We start from the raw sequence: 18,026 nt of genomic DNA, 5'->3' as shown, positions 1-18,026 counted from the left end.
GATCAGTTATCGCCCAGCCGCTGACGCTCCTCGGGCGTCAGCATCCGCTGCTCCGCCTCGCTCAGGCGTCCATACCCCGCGATTTGCACCGCGCTGCCGTCGCGATAGTCCGGTGCCGGCGTCGGCGCAGGACCATTGAGGCCTTGCCGATCGTCACGTTTCTTGTTGCGATCGTCCGTGCCGCCATCACCGCCGCCATAGCCGAGCACCTCGACCATGATGATCGACGGCTGGCCGTCATTACGGGCCGGCAGCGGCGCCTGCGCCTGCTGCGTCGCGGCGGTCGCGCTCGATGACGACAGCGCGACGCTGAGATTCGGCGCCTGGACGGTCGGGATACCCGACGAACTGCCCTGCACCTGGATATTCGCGGCATTGAGAATCTGCAGCGCTGCCAGGGTCACGTTGCCGGAGACGCGGATGCCCGCCTCGCCCGCATCGATGGTGCCGAGCGGCGCGATCAGGTCGATATCGCCGGGCGACACTTCCGGGATCGGGTTGAGCGTCGCGACGCCGGCGCCGGATGACGGCACCTGCGGCGACAACACCGCCCGGCCATACTTGTCGTAGACGCGTTTCGGCGGCGTATAGACCGTCGTCGTCTTCGAGCCGCGGCCCGCATTGATGTCGCCGGTCGCAGACCAGGCGATGATATCGCCGCCGAACGTGGTCATGATGCGCGACAGGCCGAGCAGGATGCTGCCCTGCCCGTAGATCTGGATATTGCCCGCGCCTTGCGTGATCAGGCCGGACGACGCCGGCGGCACCAGCCCTTCGATGCCGATGACGGCGCGGCCGCCCGGCGCGAGGATCTGGATGTCGCCCCCCGACAGCGTCCGGATGCCCGAGCCACCGAACATCGTGAGATCGCCGCCATAGGCCGCCGTCTCCGGGAACAGCACGGCGATCGCCTGTCGCCCGCGCAGATAGCTGCCATGGCGCTGACCAGCCTCGTCGTTGTGCTCGCGGCCGCCCGCGGTGAGCTCGGCGAAATAGACGCTCCGCAGGAAGATCTGCCGCTGCTCAGGCGGCAGGCCTGCGAAGTAGGCGCGTGCCTCCACATCGGTTCCGGCGAAGCCGTAGCGCTCGCCGAGCCAGACCGCGAGCTCACGCTCATATGTTTTGGCAACCTTGCCCGGCTGGTCGGCGAGCGGCACACCGCTGCTCGACAGGTTCGCGGGATCGAGATAGCGCGCCGCGAAGCCGTCATAGTTCGGCCCGGACGCGCCGACGCCGGCGAGCATGGCAACGCTGGCGCCGCGACGGGTGTCGCCGGTGGCGAGCGGGCCGATGCTGGCAATCGCGCCCTTGTCGGCCTGATAGAGATTGCGGCCGGCGGAGATTTCGATCGCACCGGGTCCGGCGATGTCGAAGTTGGCGTTGACGATGTCCCGTCCGGCGGAGATCACCGAGACATCATTGGGGTTGCTGTGCACGATCAGATTGCCACGTGACGTGCCACTGTAATAGCTGTCGCGCGTCGCCCCGGGGGCCAGCCCGGCGCCGACGATATCGCGGCCGGCGCGCACCATGAGCGGCGCCGACGCGCTGTACCAGATGCTCAGTCCACCGGAGAACGACAGGACCTCGCCGGTGTACAGGCCGGAAATGTCGCCGCTCCTCGCGTAGAAGCGCACGGGATCGGCATCGGCCGCCCGGCCGATGGGGGTCACGGAGGTGTTCGGACCGAACACGAACAGCGATAACGGCATGACATTGCCGACCTGATCGATCGAGCCGGTGAACGACGCGTTGGTCACCAGCGACCGGCCGAAGACGTCGACGTCGCGGCCGGCAAAAGCCGGATTGAACGGGGTCGGCATCGGCACGCCGGTGCCGGACAGGCTGAAGCCGTACTGGCCACCATAGATCGAGTTGCCGGCCAGCATTTCCAGCGTGCCATACCGCGAAGGCGCGAGGGTAACGAAGGGATAGGGCTGGTTGTCATAGCGCAGGGAAGGCGCGGCACTGGCGCCGTAGAAGATGCTGCCATTCAGCGCCGCCGCCCGCAGGATCGCCGGATAGACGACCGTGCCGTCGACCATGTTCTGGTCGGTGTTCAGGCTCGCGGCGCGAATGCTGTCCCGCTCCATCAAGGATGTCGTCGGCGTCAGGTTGCCGCCGGCCGACATCAGGTTGATCGCGGTATGCTCGGTCCACAGCGAGAACCAGCTTTCGCCGCCGCCGCCATACGAGACGCCGCCCGCGGCATAACTGCCATTGTTCGGCGACAGTGTGCGGCCGGGATCGCCGGCGCCGCCCAGGACGAGGTCACCCCGCGTATCGATGGTCATCACCGCGTCGCCGGGCACCAGTGTGAAGCCCGAATGCGCGTCCGACGCCGTCGCGGTGAACGGATCGAGCCCGCGCGGATCGAACTTGTCGACATAGGCGCCGTAGGCCAACTTGATCCCGCCGACCGACTGCGTGGTGACATGCAGCGCGCCGCGCAGGTCGACCAGCGCCCCCGCCAGCGCATGTTTCTCGCCGACATCGGACAGTGTCAGGTTCGGATTGAGGGCGCCGGCGATGCGGATGTCGATGTCGCCGCCTCCGGTCAGTGACAACGATCCGTCCGCCCCGACGCGGCCGGTGCTGCCGACCGCGACCATCAGGCCCTGGCTGCGCTCCTGACCGGTCCGTAGCGGACCCTGGCCGCCGCGCAGATCGATCGCGCCGGCGTCGCCGCCCACCCGGATCGCGATGTTGCCGCCGCCAAGCGCGCCGATGCCCGTGAAGCCGGCGAGATCCGGCAGACGCGCCTGATTTCCGTCCGCGATCGCCGTGTTCGGCACATAGGTGCCGAAATTGATCCACCAGGAGGTCGGGATCGGGGTATCCACGGCGGTCGTACCCGTGCCCTGGCGCCACAGCCAGTTGCCGGTGACGACAGTGGAAGGCGTCTGGCGCCACGACTGGCCGTAGATGTTGCCGGTGAGATTGCCCCCGGCCGCGATCAGAACGTTGCCACCCTGGTCCGGGTACCACGCCTGATAGATCGCGGTCGCCGAGGCGTAGTCGGCGCTCGCAACCCCCAGCAGCGTGCCATCGGGGAGAAGTCCACGGGCGCGGTTGTAGGCCGCATCGACCGCCGTCGCCGTGCCGGCGGTGTAGACGCCGTAGAGCGAATCCATCCGGATATTGCCGGCGGCTGACAGCGACAGGTTGCCGGTGCCGGTGCGGATCACACTGAACGACGGCGAAGCATACGTGGTCGTGGGCGGCATATTGATGGTGGAGAGGTTGCCCTGCCCGTAATCCCCGAAGTTCGGTGGCAGGCCGAAATCATTCCAGGTGTAGTTGGGATCGCCGTACAGGGTGGCGAGCTCGCGCCGGGTCTTGAACAGCAGGTCCGACCTGCTGGTGATGCCCGGTGGCAGACCATTGATGTCCACGACCGCGTTGACGCCCTGCATGGTCAGGCCGAGATCGAAATGACCGGCGGCGGGATCCCAGAAGCCGGGCAGACCGAAATCGTCCCAGCTCGACGCCCCGAAAAGCGCGATCAACTGGCTCTCCGATTTGCCGACGAGATCGTTGACGGAGAGATTGGGATAGTCGGCGCCCCATTTGGCGAGGATCACGAGTGCGCCCGCCATGTTGAGGTTCATGACGATGCCGCCGGAGGCCGTCCGCGAGACATAGTGCGTATCGGCAAGAATGATATCGCCCTTGCCCAGCGGATTGCGTGCACGGACGTCCGCCGAGCCGAGATCGGCGCCCGCGGTGAACTGCATGTCCCAAGAGGTCGCGCCGGCGCTGAGCATCGGCGCCACCGCCCAGTTCTGCGACTGGCGATCGCCCGTCCGCGGGCGCAGCTCGACCCGCTGGCCTCCCGCGAGCTTTACATCGGTCATGGACGGGATCAGCGATCCCGCCGCCAGCGCCAGCGGCACCGCGGCGGTCAGATCCGCAGGCAGAGGAACGCCCTTCGGCCAGGTCAGCGCCGCGAAGCTCGCGGCGCCGCGCAACACCGTGCCGGCATCGAGCTGCATGCCGGCCGACAGCGTCACCACGCCGGCCAGCACCGTGCCCTTGGCGAACGCCACCGCGCCACTCGCGTCATAGATGGTGGCGTCGACGACAGTCCCTGCGGACAGCAGCAGCGTGCTTGTCAGGGTGGCGCGGACCGGCAGCACCGTGCCTGCCGGCAGGCCGTTGGCGGCGCCGACCGGCAGATCGTAGTTGAGCGTCACGCCCTTCCTGAACACCGTGCCGGCATCCAGCGTGACGGCGATGGGAAGCGTCAGGTCGCCGCCATACGGCAGAATACCCGGATCGAGCACCCAGCCGTTGTCGCCGGTGGTCGCCGGCGGCGGCGCGAAGCCGTCGTTGATCGAGCCGCGGATGTTGAGATTGCCGACGGCGCGGATGGCGATCGCACCTGGTTCGCCGAAACCGCGCAAGCCGGCATCGAGCCGGTTTGCGTTCGGGCCATAGCGATAGCCCGACAGGTCGAGATCGCCGGCGACCGTGAGATCGCCGTTCGGGTTCGCCGCGCTGACCTTGCTGACGACCTCGACGCCCGGACGAAGACGATAGTTGCCGAGGCCGCCGAGCCGCGCGCTCAGCGACGCATTGGCCAGCGCCGCATCGATGAAGGCCGCGCTGTCGGTATCGATGGCGTCGAGATAGCCTTGCGTGATCTCCTGCGGCCGGTTGCCGGTCACCTCGGGCGCGGTGGCGAGCGGCGCGTCGTCATAGACGCGGAAGGCATTGACCGCCACGGTCCTGGCGCCGCGGACCGGCGGCGTCCCCTGGACGTTGACGGCGACGTCATTGGCGCCATCGACGCCGCGGGTCCCCGCCGGCACGCCGCTGCCGCCGAGACGCGGCGCATTCAGCGTCAGCGTGCCGCGCGCGGCGCCGTCGTTCTGGCGCGGCCCCGTGCCGGACGCAACTTCGGTCCCGGCCCGCAGATCGACGGCGGCATTGCTCGTCAGGGTCAAGGTGCCCTGACGCGTCGTCAGATCGACGCTCGCGCGGTTCGGCGCATCGATGATCTTGCCATAGCTGTCGAACCGCATGCCGGTGCCGTGGGCGTCCAGCAGGCCGTTGACCGTCAGATCGCCCATCGCCACGAGGCGAATGCTGCCGACCTGCACGCCGCTGGCATCGATCGTGCCGTTGACCGTGAGATTGCCGCCGTCGGCGACGATCTCGACATTGCGCGCCCTGACCTCGTTGCCGACGACGACGTCGCCCTGCTTGATCTGGAAGCGCCGCGCGCCGAACATGCCGCCGTCGTTGAGTCGCGCATTGAGCCCGGCGAAGTCGGGCAGCACCTGGGCCTGCACGGTGACGTCGGCTGCGTCATATGGCACCAGCGTGCCGCCGGCGTCGTATCGCCCGGATGCGGTCCCGCGCAAGGCGCCGGCGAGCTCGACGCGTCCCGCGCCGTTGCCGAGGGCCGTCACGGTGATGGTGCCGGCGCGATTGCGCTCGGCGGAGACGTCAATGGTGGAGCCCGCCTCCTGGCGGATATTGCCGGCGCTGCTGGTCAGGATGAGATCACCGCCCCAGCTGTACTTGGTGATGTCGAACATCGGCACCGCGCGCCCGGCGAGATCGAGGCGTGCGTTGCCGCCGAGCACGATGTCGCCGCTGGCGTTCACGGTGAAATGCCCCGACGGCAGCACCACGCTGCTGTCGATGAGGATATTGGCGCCGGCAAGCTTGAGCTGCGCACCGAGCGCCGCGGCCGGCACGGCCGCGCCGCCCGAGCCGATGATGCGGATATCGCCGCCGGCGGTGAGGGTGTTGCCGGACCCGGCCGCGCCGGTCAGAAGCGGCGTCGCGACGGTCAGATTGCCGCCGCTGTACTGATAGCCTGTACCCGCGACGTATTCGCCCTGCCGGTGATAGACGCTGAGCGTGCTCTTGTTGGTCGATGTGACGGATTCGCTGGCCGTAAAAGTCACATCGGTGAAGCCGAGCGCGATGCGATTGTCGACAACCTGGTTGCCCGGCTGGGTGTTGGGGCCGTAGCCGAACACGATCCGGCTGGCCGCGATATTCAACCGGCCGTCGCCGAGCGTGTCTGGCATCGCCGCCCCCGGCGCCACGGCCAGGCCCGTCCAGACGAACTCTCCGGCGCGGATCGTCGCAACATCGCTGCTGCCGCCGTAGCCGTAGATCGCCGGAGTCCCGAGCACCAGGCGACCGATCCGCGATGCATCGAGCGTGACGTTGCCGAACACATTCACCGAATTGCGTGCATTCAGTGCCAGCGTCTCGAGCGCCGGTGCGCCCGTCGCGGTGTTGCCAGCCAGCAGATGTGACAGGACATTCTGGTTGAGCGCGAGGCCAGCCGGCAGACGGCCTGCCGCCGCGGCGGCCGAAAGAGCCGCATCGTCGCCGAGATTGATCGCCGACAGGCCCAGCACCAGATTGCGGGTACCGTAGGAGACGTTCCCCGCCATGGCGAACGAGCCGATCGTCGCCGCGGCAATCGTGCCTTCCGAAACCAGCGTGGTCACCCCGCCGCAGCCGGCGGTGACACAGGCGCCGATCGAGATTTCGACCTCGTCACCCGAGTTCGGCCTCGTCTCGGCCTGCATCAGATTGATCGCGCCGTTGGACAGCATGAGCACGCCATTGGCCACGAAGACATAGCCGTCTCGCGAGTTGAAGCTGCCGCGACCGCGACCGATGGTGCTGAGCGACGCGCCCTCCTCGATCGTCACCCGGCCGATCTCCTCGCGCCATGGCCGCCCACGGCTCGCGAGAAAGATCTCGCCCGCCACAAGTCGCGCACCGCTGCGCACGATGGTATCCATGGGGCTGGTTTCGATGGTCACCACGCGCCCGTTCTGGCCATAGTCCACGCCGATGGCGCCGTTCAGCACCAGACGCGGCGCATTGAGCTTGTTGATCTCGTCGGCGCTGACGGACGCCCCCGACATGCCCGGCGTCGCGTTCTGGCCGGTTGCCAGTATTTCATTGACGCCGAGGAGCTGAACGATGCCGTCAAAACCATTGCTGTCGACCGCAGCACGGATGCGCAGGTCGCCGTCGAAGATCAGTTGCGCGCGGCTGTCGGCTGTGCGCGGCTTCTGCAGTTCGAGATTCAGGAGGCGTGCGTCGATGGTCATGGCCGCACGCGGCACGCCGACACGCACCGCGTCCGCGAGCACGAACGCATTGTAGCCCATCTCGTTGTACGACGAATGGGTCCTGACGATATTGCCCGGTGTCACGGTGACGAGGCTCGGCAACGACGAACGGATCGTCGTGTTGGCGATGCCGAGAGAGGCACTCGCGACATACGAACCGTTGCCGGTCGCCGCAACGCTGCCGCCCGGGAGGACGGTGCCGCCGATCTCGACGCGATAGGCTCCCGGGAGGAGCGCATAAGTCGACGGCATCAGCGTATAGGTGCCGGCCGCAAGGCCCGGCACGCCGTCGGGAATGGTGATCTGCCGGCCGATCCCGGGCTCGCCATAGCCCGCCTCCTGCCCCGACGGCGCATAGAGACCGGCGCGGCCGGGCACGATGGCATAGACCTCGTTGCCGCTGGCACTGTACTTGTAGGCGGGATTGGAATTGATGAATGGTGTGGTGAGAACATCCACGGAGCCGCCGCGACCGGAGACGAATCCCGCGCCGGTCAGCTCGCCGCCGCCCGAGAGGTCGAGGATGGATCCGGCCTGCGCGTCGACATGCAGAACGCGCAGGCTGACCGTCCCCATTCTTCCAGCGCCGAACAGCTTCGCTGCTGCGCCGTTGTAGCTGTAGGTGAGGCCGTCGCGGGTGCCACCATAGGGCATCGTCAACCCGGCGCTGCTGACCGACGTGATGCTGCCCGGCAGAAAATGAATGACATCGATCTGGGCGTCGTTGCTGTTCGTTGCGAACTGGAGCGTGCCCAGAGGCGCACGCACCACGCCGCCCTGATTGATGGTGCCCGCAGCGAGCGACAGTGAGCCGAACACGGAGTTCGGCATCTCGGGTGTCACCGCGCCATAGCGGCGGATATCCAGCACGCTGCCAGCGCGGATCTTGCCCTCTTCACCGATATAGCCGGCCGTGATGATGCCGAACGCGCCGGTCGTCGGATAGATCTGCTGCGCGGTCAGGGCGATGTTGGCCGGAGACTGCAGGCGGGTACTGATGTCCGTCCGGATCGCGCCGAGCATGCGGATATCGCCGCGGCTCAGCAGATCCACCAGCGCGAAGCCGCGGCGCTCGACCGTATACTCCCGCGTCTCGATGTCCATGACCTGGCGGACGCCGAACGCGACGAAATCGCGCACGTCGATCAAGTCCGCGGTCACCCCGAACACGGCGTTGCTCGGCGTGTCCGTCGGTTTGCCATAACCGCTCTCCCACCTCACCGCGGGCAAGGTGAAGTGCTCGCGGCCGCCGCGGGTCGCCCCCGCCAGCCTCACATAGGGAGCCGAAAGCGATACGCGCGCGGCTGCGTCGGCGGCATCCGTCAGGGCATACGCGCCGGCATAGAGACGCAGGCTCTGTCGCATTCCCAGCGCGACGTCGCCATCGAACGACAGGATACCGTCGACCAGCACCGACAGGTTGTCGAAGCCGCCGGCCCTGATGCGGTCTGCCCCGACGCGCGCCGTGCCGGTGACAAGGCTTGCCCTCGCATCAGCCTTCGAGGCCGCACCGGCGATGGCGCTGTTCCCCTGGATGTTGGCGATGACGATTTCGCGGTGCCGCAGCACGTCGCCACTGAGTGTCTGCGACGGATAGTTGGGCGTTTCGAGCGCGAGCGCCAGCGTGCCGCCGGCGGCGTTCGAACCGCCAGCCGTCGCCCGCAGCGTTCCATCGAGATAGAGGCCGTGGCCCGACTTGACGACGATGCTGCCGCCGTTGCTGGCGACCGCGAGCGGCACGCTGGCCTGGAACCCCGCAGCCGGCACACCGAGAACCGCGCTGGTGCCGGATGCATCCAGCAGCGCGCCGGGGCGAATGACCACAAACGATGTCGGCGTGAGGGTCTGGCCGTTCTGGTCCCAGTCCAGCGCGCCACCGATCTGTATCGAGCCGCCATCGGCGACCACGCCGTAGGTCCGGCCGCGCATATCCGTGGCCGTCACCGCACGCGCCGCCACATCGAGAACGGCATGTTCGCCGATCCAGATCAGGCCCGCCTTGCCGCCAATTTCCGGAACGAGGGAGCTCGCCGGCTGGGTGAGGCTGATGGTGCCGTTCGGCGCGACCAGCATGCCATCGACCGAGAAATCGACGCCCCTCAGATTGATCGACTGGCCGGCGTCGACCACGATCGCCGCCCCGGCGCGAATATCGATCAGCCCGTTGGCGAGCTCAGTTGCCCCTTCTCCGGTTGCCGCACGTAGCGTGACGCTCGCGCCTGCCCGCTGGGTCAGGCGCGCATTACGCGCGTCCTCGATCCACGCCGGCGGCGTCCAGACGTCGAGCGCACGCGTGGGATCCGCGCCCGTCGCGACGTCGAAAGCGCCATCCTTGAGCCGATAGACCGGCATCGCGCCATCGATCCGCGCCCCGTCCGCGACCACGAGACCGCGACGGCCATTGATGTCGTAAGTCGAGAATCCCGTCTGGAACAGCGGCGTGCCGATCTGCAGGATCGGCTTGATGCTGGCGTCACGCTGCAACACCGCCCCGGCCGCGATGCGCGTTCCGGCCGCGAACGTCACGTCGGTCGGCGCCAGCGTACCGACCGGAATCGTCCGGGTGACTGGTGTCAGGGAACCCAGACCGTCCGGGAAGACATCGCCCGGCAGGATATAGCCAGCGATCGCGGCCACCTGGTATTGGGGAATCGTGATGACCGTGCCCGCCGGAATGACCTGCCGCGGGTAGTTGGTCGCGCGCGGCCAGTACTGGAATTGCTGCCCGCTGCCGGTCTTGACGAAGTAGCTCGCGCCAGCGGTCGGATAGGGCGGCGTCCAGTCCGCGGCCAGCCTGACGTTCGTGAAATTCGCGGCCGCGGTGATGCGATCGCCCGGCAGGAAGACGGTGGTCGGATAGGAATAGTCCGCCGGCAGCACCTCGCCGGCCTTGACCAGATACTCCCGAAGCAGCACGAGATCGACTGGCGCCTTCTCGCCCGCCCCGAGCACACCGTCGGTCTTCAGGATCCTGCCGCCGATGGCGATCGCCGAGCCGGATTCGACCCTGAGCGTGCCGCCGCCGCTGACGCCATAGGCGCGGATGTCGCCGTCGAGCGTCAGCAGGCCGTCGGCCTGGGGATTGAGCGGATTGGTCTGACCGGCGATCAACGTGACGTCGCCGCCGCGGCCTCCCCTGAACTTGCCATCGGAGAGGATCGCACCTCCCGAGGACACGTCGATCGCGCTGCCCTTCTCCACGGTGATATCGTGGGTCGATCGCAGCGTAACCGAACCGCCGTTGATCAACGCCTGCCCGGCATCGGCAGACGAACGCCCTTGCGCGTTGACCCAGATGCCGCGCAGGTCGAGCGTCGCACCGTCATGGACCGTGAACGATGCCGTGCCGTTCTTGAGCAGCACCTCACCAAAACCGCGACCGCCGGCGATATTGCCCTTGAAATAGTTGTCGACCGTCAGCGAGCCGCCCCGCGCGGTGACATCCGCCTTGATGTCGACCACCGGCGCGTTGAGCGTGACGCTGCCGCCATCGGCGAGCGCCAGGGCGCGATCAATCGTGATGGTGTCGGCCGAACCGACCGCAAGTCCACCGAGACGCATCGCGTTGAGGCGGCCGGCATCGAACCACGCCGTCCCGGTGCGCGCCAGCGGCAACGCATCGGCAGCGGACATGCCCGCGGTGATCGCTGCGACATCGCCGAAACGAACCTGCAAGGCGTAGAATGCGCTCTCGGTCGTTTTCGTCACATCGAAACGGCCGAGGCCGAGCGTGCCCGCCTGCGGCGCGGCGTTCTGCACCTGCTTGAATCCGTCGGCGACATTGGCCGCCCGCGCGCTCGACTGGCGCTCGCCGGTGATGACGTCGGCCATGATGTCCCCCTCGAACAGCGAGGTTGGCGTCGACAGATTGAGACGACCGGCATCACGGCCGATCGTATAGCCGGCCTCGTAACGCGCCGTGGAGGAACGATCCAGCGGTGACGTCCAGATCTCCGTCAACCGGTCGTCCCGTTTGCCCTGGATATTGTGCGTCCGCACGAAGCCGCCCGCGAGGGCGAGGACCTTCATGTTGGCTGGCGCGTCCTCGAGGCTGGAGATACGGCCATCGACACCGATCACCCGGGTCGAATAGACCAGGCCGCCGTCATAGCTCACCGAGCCGCCGGCGATATTGAATTTCGATCCCTGCTGCGCAATGACTTCCGGCCCCGCCAGAGTGATGGTGCCACCAACCGCCGCCCACTCGCCGATGGTGTGAGGCGTATTGGCGAGATAGCCGCTGACCTCGAGCAAGCCGCCCCTGGTATAATAGCGCTCGCCAGCATACCCGCCTGTCCCGGCAGGCAGGTAGAGCAGGTTACGGACGTCGATCCACACGCTGGCGTTGTTCAGGACGCCGCTGTCCCGGTTTACCGGCGAATCCCTGAGTTCGTTGCCCTGGATACTGACCCTGACCTGATTGGCCGACATCGGCAGGACTACGCCCTGCACGCCGGAAACGTCGAGGCTCGAGCCGCTTTCAGCGAACACGCGCTTGCCGGCGCTCACCGCGATCTGACCGCCCTGCGCCATCGCGGTCGAGCCGCTCTGGAAATTTATCATTCCACCGGTAACGATCTCGATGCGCGACTGATCGCGCCGGTCTGCAAGCTTGGACAGGTTGTCGAACTGCCCGAACGCGCCCGGATTGGTCCCCGACGCGGCGATCAGCGCATCGCGCTGCGAATTGAGGGCCGTATCCCTGGAAGCGAGTTCAGGCAAAATGACGCTCAAGCTCCGGGCCGTCAGCGTGACGCTGCCGCCGGTGTCGCCCGATGCATTCAGAAGATGGATGGTGCCGCGCTGATTGACCGAGGTCGTCGATAACAGAACACCGTCCTGCGTCACTGCACGGCCGGCCAGAGTGATATCGCCTTGCTGAGACGACACCAGGCCCGTATTGATGACTTGGCCGCTGGTGCTGCCCATGCCGAGCAGCGGCGCGATCTCGCTGCCGCGGGTGGTTGAGAACTGGTTGCTGGCGGTGCCGTAGCCTGCACGCAGGATGAAGTCGTCGCCCGCCGCCAGCAGTGCCTGCCCCTTCGGCGTGGCGATGGCGCCAGCGTTGCGCACCTCGGTGCCGAGCAGCGCCACGAAGCCGCCACCGGAGGTGACCGACGTTGGCGCACTGGTCGTGATCAGCGCGCCATTCTCAACTACAATCTTGCCACCCGCACCGGTAAAGCTCGGAAGATAGCTGATACCAGCCTGGCTCGAATAAAGCCCCTTGGAGAGAAACTGCTGATCCGTAATGTTCGCGCTCGCCGCGATCAGCGAGCCGACGTTGATCTGGCTGGCGCCGCCGAAGATGATGCCGTTCTGGTTGATGACCAGCACCTGTCCCGGCGCATTGATCTGACCAAGGATCTGGCTTGGACCGGTGTTGCCGATGACACGGTTCAGCGCCGTCCAGGTCGGGCCTTGCTGGTTGAAATTGACTGTGGTCTGGGCGCCGACGTTGAAGGTCTGCCAGCTCAAAATCGCCTGCGGCGCGGTCTGGTTGATGGTGACGGTCGTGCCGTTGCCACCAGCACTCTGCACCGGTGCGTTGGCGCCGCTCCACGTTCCATCCGGCGCGATCTGCAGTCCGCCCGTGGCAAGGCCGTTCGGCACCACCACCTGCGGCAGCGTCGTCGAGCGCTGCGCCGCCGCTGCAGCGGCGCGCGCCGCTGCTTGCGCGCCCTGCATCGCCTGGACCGCCTCGATCGAGCGTCGCATCGCGCTCTGGCCCTGCTGGGCCGCAGCTGCAGCCTGCTGCGCAGCGATCGCCGCCGCATCCATAGTGTAGGTCGTCGCCGGAATGCCGGCGCCACCGCCGAGCTGCGCCGCGGAGACTTGTCCGGCCGCTGCCAACAGCGCCAGCAGGCTGGTTCCTGCGAGCAGGGTCGCGCGTGACATCAGTCCCGTCAGTCGAGCCGAAGGCAGAGGTCGGGTTACCGCCCGATGCGAACGACGCGCACGGCGAAGACGGCTCTGAGTGAACGGCGCAGGATTGACGGACATGACAACGGATCTCGCAAGCGGCTATGGATGCTGCGGCATGGTCCGCAGCCCCTCTCGCTCGTTAGACCGCCACCCGCGCGCCCGACCCGAACACGCCCGACGATTCTTTTTTCAGCTCAGCACCACCACGCCGCCCGGCAGGTAGCGGATCTGCGCATTGAACGCGCGCGCCAGGTGGCCGACGGCTTCGTCGATCCGGTCGAGTCGGAAGGTCGCTACCACGTCACGCTCGCCGAGGCGGTCGTTGAGCAGGACGATGCGCCCTGGCCGGTAGCGATTGACCTCGGCAACAACCCGCGCCAGCGGCTCGTGGCGAAAGACGAGCTGCCCCTGCTGCCAGGCGGTCACGGCCGCGACATCGACGGGTGTGACCCCTTGCAGGCCGCCGCTGTCATAGATCGCCTGGTGTCCGGCCGACAGTGTCAGGGACCGGCCACGCGCGCCGACGGCCACCGAGCCGTCGAGGCACGTGACCCGGACCGCTGCGCCGTCGCGGCGCATGTCGAACCGCGCCATGCTCGCCATGGCGCGGCCATCGGCCGCAACCACGTCGAGCCGCGTCTGCGCGCCGGCCCGGGCGTTGAACGATGCCTCCCCCGAGATCAGCTCGACGAGCTTCGCCTCGGCCGAGGACGCGACGCCGATGCTGGTGCGGGTGTTGAGCACCAGTGAGATATTGTCCGCGAGCGCCACGTTGCGCTGCTCACCCGTCGCAGTCCGGTAGTCCGCCTGCAGCTCGCCGAACGATGGCCACAGCTGCAAGGGCGGCCGGGCACCGAGATAACCGATGGTGGCGACCGACGCAGCCAACACACCGCCGAGCACGGCACGCCGGCCGAGCTTCCGCGATGTCTCCATCGCAGGCACCATGGCACCGGCTGCAGCCGTCCGGCTCGCAACCTCGCTTGCCGCCGGGCCCAACGTCTCCCATAGCAGCTTGGCTTCCGCGAACGCCTCGCGGTGCACGGCACTCTGGTCGCGCCAGCGGCGCAGCGCCTCCGCGTCGGCGCCCGTCGCTTGACCCGACACCAGCCGCAGTACCCAGGCGGTCGCCTGCTGCCTGACGGCCTCGTCGCTGTCCGGCGGAACTCCATCGACCATTGCGTAGCGCCGTCCTTCCACTGCCACCTCTCACTTCATAGACGGTTCAGGAGGGGTGGATCGGAATGTCTGTGACAAATTTATTTCGAGTCTGTCCCGGCAATGCTCCAGGGCGAGCTTGAGCTCCCGCTCCAGATAGCGGGTCGAGATACCGAAGCGCGCAGCGATCTCGGCATGCGGGCGCCCCTCCAGCCGCACGGCGACAAAGATCGCTCGGCGGCGCGGCGGCAGCTCGTCGAGCGCCTGCACCAGCGACCGGAGCGACGAACGGCTCGCGGCGACCCGTTCCGGGTCGAGTTCATCGTTCTCCAGGCGAAGCAGCAGTTCGACTTCGGAGCGGGCGAGACGGCGCTGCTCGGAGCGGCGCAGGTCGGCGGCGATGTTGAGCGCGACACGATAGAGATAGGTGCGCGGATGCCGGACCGCTCCGACAGATCCCATGCGCTGCAGCCGCAGATAGGCTTCCTGCAGAATATCGCCGGCGGCGTCCTGCGAACCGAGACGCCGCGCAAGCTGGCTCTTCAGCACGCCGTAGTCCTCGAGCAGGACTTGAAGCAGATGAGCCAGGGCAGATTTCGTCATGACGCCGCGGACTCACAACTCCAGCACGATCCGTGGCCGCAGGCCGCCAGAAGCAGGCTTCGGCGGTGGGGCGAAAGGCGGCGCTCCTGCATAGGCAGCGCATGTGACAACCGTGTTATCGCGGACATCATGGCCGGGCGGACATACCTGCCGTGCAATCCTCGCCGTCCCGGCGCGGCAGGATGACCATGACGACCGGCTGCGGCAGCGCCGACGGCGGCTTGCCGGCGAAGATGCGCGTGATGCGGTCGTGGATGCGGCGGTCGCGCGTCTCGTCCCCGGTCGAGCTCAGCAGCACGGCCCGTCGCACCGTGCCGGCATCATCCAGCCAGAGTTGCAGCGCAACGCGGTAGCTGCCGAGGTCGGCGTCGCCGTTTCCACACAGCTGCCGCAGCGCCGCTCGCTGCAGCTGTGCCGAGTATGCGCTGCGAAGCGCGGCACGCGTCGCATCCGGCGGCGCCGGTGACAAGGTGATCGCGCGCGTCCCGATCGCATGGGCATCAAGTCCAGTGCCGGCGAGCAACAATTGCAGGGCCGGGGTGGCCGCCATGGTGCCCCTGACCGCGGTCGATTGCCGCCCCTTGACGATGTCGCCGTCGGCAAACACCTCGATGCCGGTCGCCGCGCTGAAAGCGTAGAGTGCATCCTCAAGCGGCTGCGACGCGATGTCGAAGGTCAGGATCTTGTCGGACCCCTCGGCGGCGACAGGACTCGCAACCGCAGCACCGCACATCAGCAGCGCCATCGCGGCGAGGGCTCGCTGCAGCAACTGCCAGGACCGGCACTGTCGCCTCGCCCCCGCAGCCGGAACGATGGTCATCGATGGATGATCGGGGGCGCGTGGACCGGCGCCGCCGGCCGATAGGGATACGCTGAGAGCCCGAAATTGGGACCGTACTGCTGCTTGACGCCGGGAATGCTGATGACGCCGACCTTGTTGTCGCTGGATTTGGCATCGAGCGGGGCGATATTGGCGGTCGGGTTGATCTTGTCGACTTCCTTCTTGAGCTTGTCGTTGAGGCAGCCGAGCGACCGCTCGTTCCCGTTGGCTGCATTGGCACAGCGTTCGTTCGCAGCTCCACTGCCGGGCCGGCCTGCATTCGAATCCTGAGATGGGCCGATCGTCAACGGCGCTGGAGCCCGGGGGGCCGGCGGTTGCAGAACCAGGGGCGGCGGGCCGTCCGGCGCCGCGGACGGAGGCGCTCCAATGACGATTTCAGGCAGTGGCGCGCGCTCCTGCGCACCTGCCGAGGTCACGACCAGCAGCGCAGATATCACGACGACCAATGCTTTCATCCGTCCCCCCCCCCCTTCCGTGCGGACGCGTTTACGGCCCGCGCCGCGCCGGCATTCCCCCGTGCACCTGAATGACGATCGCGTTCAATCGCGTGTTGAGCGCGGCGAGATCGACCCGGCCGATCTGCGCGCCCGCCAGGCACTTGCGGCCGCAGCCACCACCGCCGCTACCGAAGTGACCGCGCACCGGATCGCCAAACGTCGCCACCGGCACCGCACCGCTGACCGGATAGCCGCGCGCCATCAGCTTGCCGCGCACCGCGATGCAGTAGGCAACCGACAGATGCGAGAAGCGGGTTTCGCCGTGGCCGGCGCGATACTTCATGGCCGCGGTGCAGAGGTCGCCGCCGGCGAGCCGCCACGCCTGCGACAGATACATCACGCCAAAATGGATGTTGGTCTCGGGCACCGCGAGGTCGGCCAGCGTTCCGGAAAAGCCCAGCATCCGCGCCGTCGACGGCAGCAGCTGCATCAAGCCGATCTCACCGACGCCGCCGATCACCGCGGGATTATAGCCACTCTCAACCGCCATCACCGCTTCGGCGATTTCCGGCGCGAGCCCGGTCCGCGCGGTCTCCTTCTCGATCAGCGTGCGGTAATAGGCGCGCGGATCGGCCGGACGCTGCGGTGGGGTCTCGGGCTTGGTGACGCTGTCACGGACGTTCTTCGGTGGCTCAGCCGCCTGTTCCGCCGGGGCACGCTCCTGCTCCGCCGGTTCGACCGCGGCGAAGCGCGCCGCGAACGGCGCTTCGGAGGTCTGAGCAAGCGCAGGCGAACCGAGCAGGGCAAAGCCCAGCCCGACGATCGCATGCACCATCCCAGCACCGCTCCGCATGCTAGTGGTCCTGCTCCTGCACATCGCGCGGGCGCAGCGACAACCGCAGGTGCAGCGGCTGCAGCATGTCGGCAGGCGGGACCCCGACATTGTCACGGACCAGCAGCGTCCGCAGCGGCCCCGCGACATCGGCCTCGACGCCATCGAGATCGACCCTCTCGACAGTTCCGCTCGGCAGGATCCAGGCGCGAACCACCACGCTGGAGGGGCTTGCCCCCACGCCGTGTCCGGTCATGACGTCGCGAACCTGCTGCGCGGCGACATCTTCACCGGCAAGCTGATGCTGAAACTGGCTCTGCAGCTGCCTGGCGAACGCCTGCCATGCCGCGGGAGCCGCCGCGGCAGACTGGAAGTCGGCACGTTGAGCAACTGCCGGCGCGGTGCTGGCGCCGATGCCAACCGTGATCAGTCCGGTCGCAGCGCCGAACCAACGCAGCCACCGGGCAACCCGGCTGTCGCGGGACGGAACGGAATCGTCACTCATGAGGCACGCATCGAATTGAAGCGGCGCGAGACCACCTCGCGCCGACCATTTACTGGATCGTGGCGGGAGCAGCCGCGTCGGCAGCCGCCTCGCTCACCGGCGCCTCGGCCGGCTTGTGCGCAACCTGCGCCGCCTGGATGGCGCTGAGCTTCTGCAGTTCGTCGCGGAGATAGGCAATCAGCTCCTGCACCAGGCGATCCCAGATCTCGATCTGGGCACGCACGTGGTTCGGCGCCACGCCGCCGGCGACAGAGACGTCGAGGCAGAACACCAGGAAGGGCTGGCTGAGCTGCAACCGGCCGAACCGGCGGGTCACGTTCCAGCGGTTGACGATGTCGAGCGGCAGTTCGCCCTGCACCTGCAGCGCAGCCACGAAAGCCACGTCGGCAAAGCTCTGCTCGTCGCCGACGAAGCGGTTGCCCGGACGGATGTCGAAGGCCAGGCCGGCCGTCGCCGAACGCAGGTAAGGTACGTTGGCAACAGGATCGGCCAGCTGCTCGACCCGATAGCCGACGGCCTGCAGCGTCTCGCGCAGCGAGTCGAGAGTGAGCGTGGTGACGATATCGGACATGCGATCTCCGGACATTTGAGGCGTGGTAACGAGTGGTGA

General features: G+C 67.6%; 8 protein-coding genes. All 8 read right to left on the bottom strand.

Going from position 1 to position 18,026, the window contains the following annotated elements; all coding sequences use genetic code 11:
• Positions 1-2 precede the first annotated feature (2 nt).
• Positions 3-13,013, bottom strand: a complete 13,011-nt coding sequence (locus AB4Z37_RS09735) for a filamentous haemagglutinin family protein (protein WP_441516521.1) — start codon at positions 13,011-13,013, stop codon at positions 3-5.
• A 216-nt stretch (positions 13,014-13,229) separates the two neighbouring features.
• On the bottom strand, positions 13,230-14,246 hold the full coding sequence (locus AB4Z37_RS09730; RefSeq protein WP_441516520.1) for a FecR family protein: 1,017 nt from the start codon (positions 14,244-14,246) through the stop codon (positions 13,230-13,232).
• Between the two features lie 3 nt (positions 14,247-14,249).
• A complete protein-coding gene (locus AB4Z37_RS09725; protein WP_441516519.1) occupies positions 14,250-14,747 on the bottom strand; it encodes an RNA polymerase sigma factor in 498 nt (165 codons plus the stop codon).
• Between the two features lie 181 nt (positions 14,748-14,928).
• The gene (locus AB4Z37_RS09720; protein ID WP_441516518.1) at positions 14,929-15,621 is read right to left on the bottom strand and encodes an STN domain-containing protein; all 693 of its coding nucleotides are present in this window, start codon (positions 15,619-15,621) and stop codon (positions 14,929-14,931) included.
• Complete coding sequence (locus AB4Z37_RS09715) at positions 15,618-16,097, bottom strand: hypothetical protein (RefSeq protein ID WP_441516517.1); 480 nt, start codon at positions 16,095-16,097, stop codon at positions 15,618-15,620. The genes AB4Z37_RS09720 and AB4Z37_RS09715 overlap by 4 nt, the downstream gene beginning before the upstream one ends.
• Before the next feature lie 31 nt (positions 16,098-16,128).
• A complete protein-coding gene (locus tag AB4Z37_RS09710) occupies positions 16,129-16,932 on the bottom strand; it encodes a lytic transglycosylase domain-containing protein (protein ID WP_441516516.1) in 804 nt (267 codons plus the stop codon).
• Between the two features lies 1 nt (position 16,933).
• Complete coding sequence (locus AB4Z37_RS09705) at positions 16,934-17,416, bottom strand: hypothetical protein (RefSeq protein WP_441516515.1); 483 nt, start codon at positions 17,414-17,416, stop codon at positions 16,934-16,936.
• Positions 17,417-17,465: 49 nt separating this feature from the next.
• Complete coding sequence (locus AB4Z37_RS09700; protein ID WP_441516514.1) at positions 17,466-17,987, bottom strand: YbjN domain-containing protein; 522 nt, start codon at positions 17,985-17,987, stop codon at positions 17,466-17,468.
• Between the last annotated feature and the right edge of the window lie 39 nt (positions 17,988-18,026).

This window comes from Bradyrhizobium sp. 2TAF24 (genome assembly GCF_052115025.1).
GTDB lineage: Bacteria > Pseudomonadota > Alphaproteobacteria > Rhizobiales > Xanthobacteraceae > Bradyrhizobium_A.
This window is presented reverse-complemented; position numbering and strand designations above follow the sequence as displayed.

Bases quoted from the DNA above. Each gene is read 5' to 3' on its own strand.
- AB4Z37_RS09735 (WP_441516521.1), bottom strand. From the start codon at position 13,013: ATGTCACGCGCGACCCTGCTCGCAGGAACCAGCCTGCTGGCGCTGTTG.
- AB4Z37_RS09710 (WP_441516516.1), bottom strand. From the start codon at position 16,932: ATGCGGAGCGGTGCTGGGATGGTGCATGCGATCGTCGGGCTGGGCTTT.
- AB4Z37_RS09705 (WP_441516515.1), bottom strand. From the start codon at position 17,416: ATGAGTGACGATTCCGTTCCGTCCCGCGACAGCCGGGTTGCCCGGTGG.
- AB4Z37_RS09720 (WP_441516518.1), bottom strand. From the start codon at position 15,621: ATGACCATCGTTCCGGCTGCGGGGGCGAGGCGACAGTGCCGGTCCTGG.
- AB4Z37_RS09715 (WP_441516517.1), bottom strand. From the start codon at position 16,097: ATGAAAGCATTGGTCGTCGTGATATCTGCGCTGCTGGTCGTGACCTCG.
- AB4Z37_RS09700 (WP_441516514.1), bottom strand. From the start codon at position 17,987: ATGTCCGATATCGTCACCACGCTCACTCTCGACTCGCTGCGCGAGACG.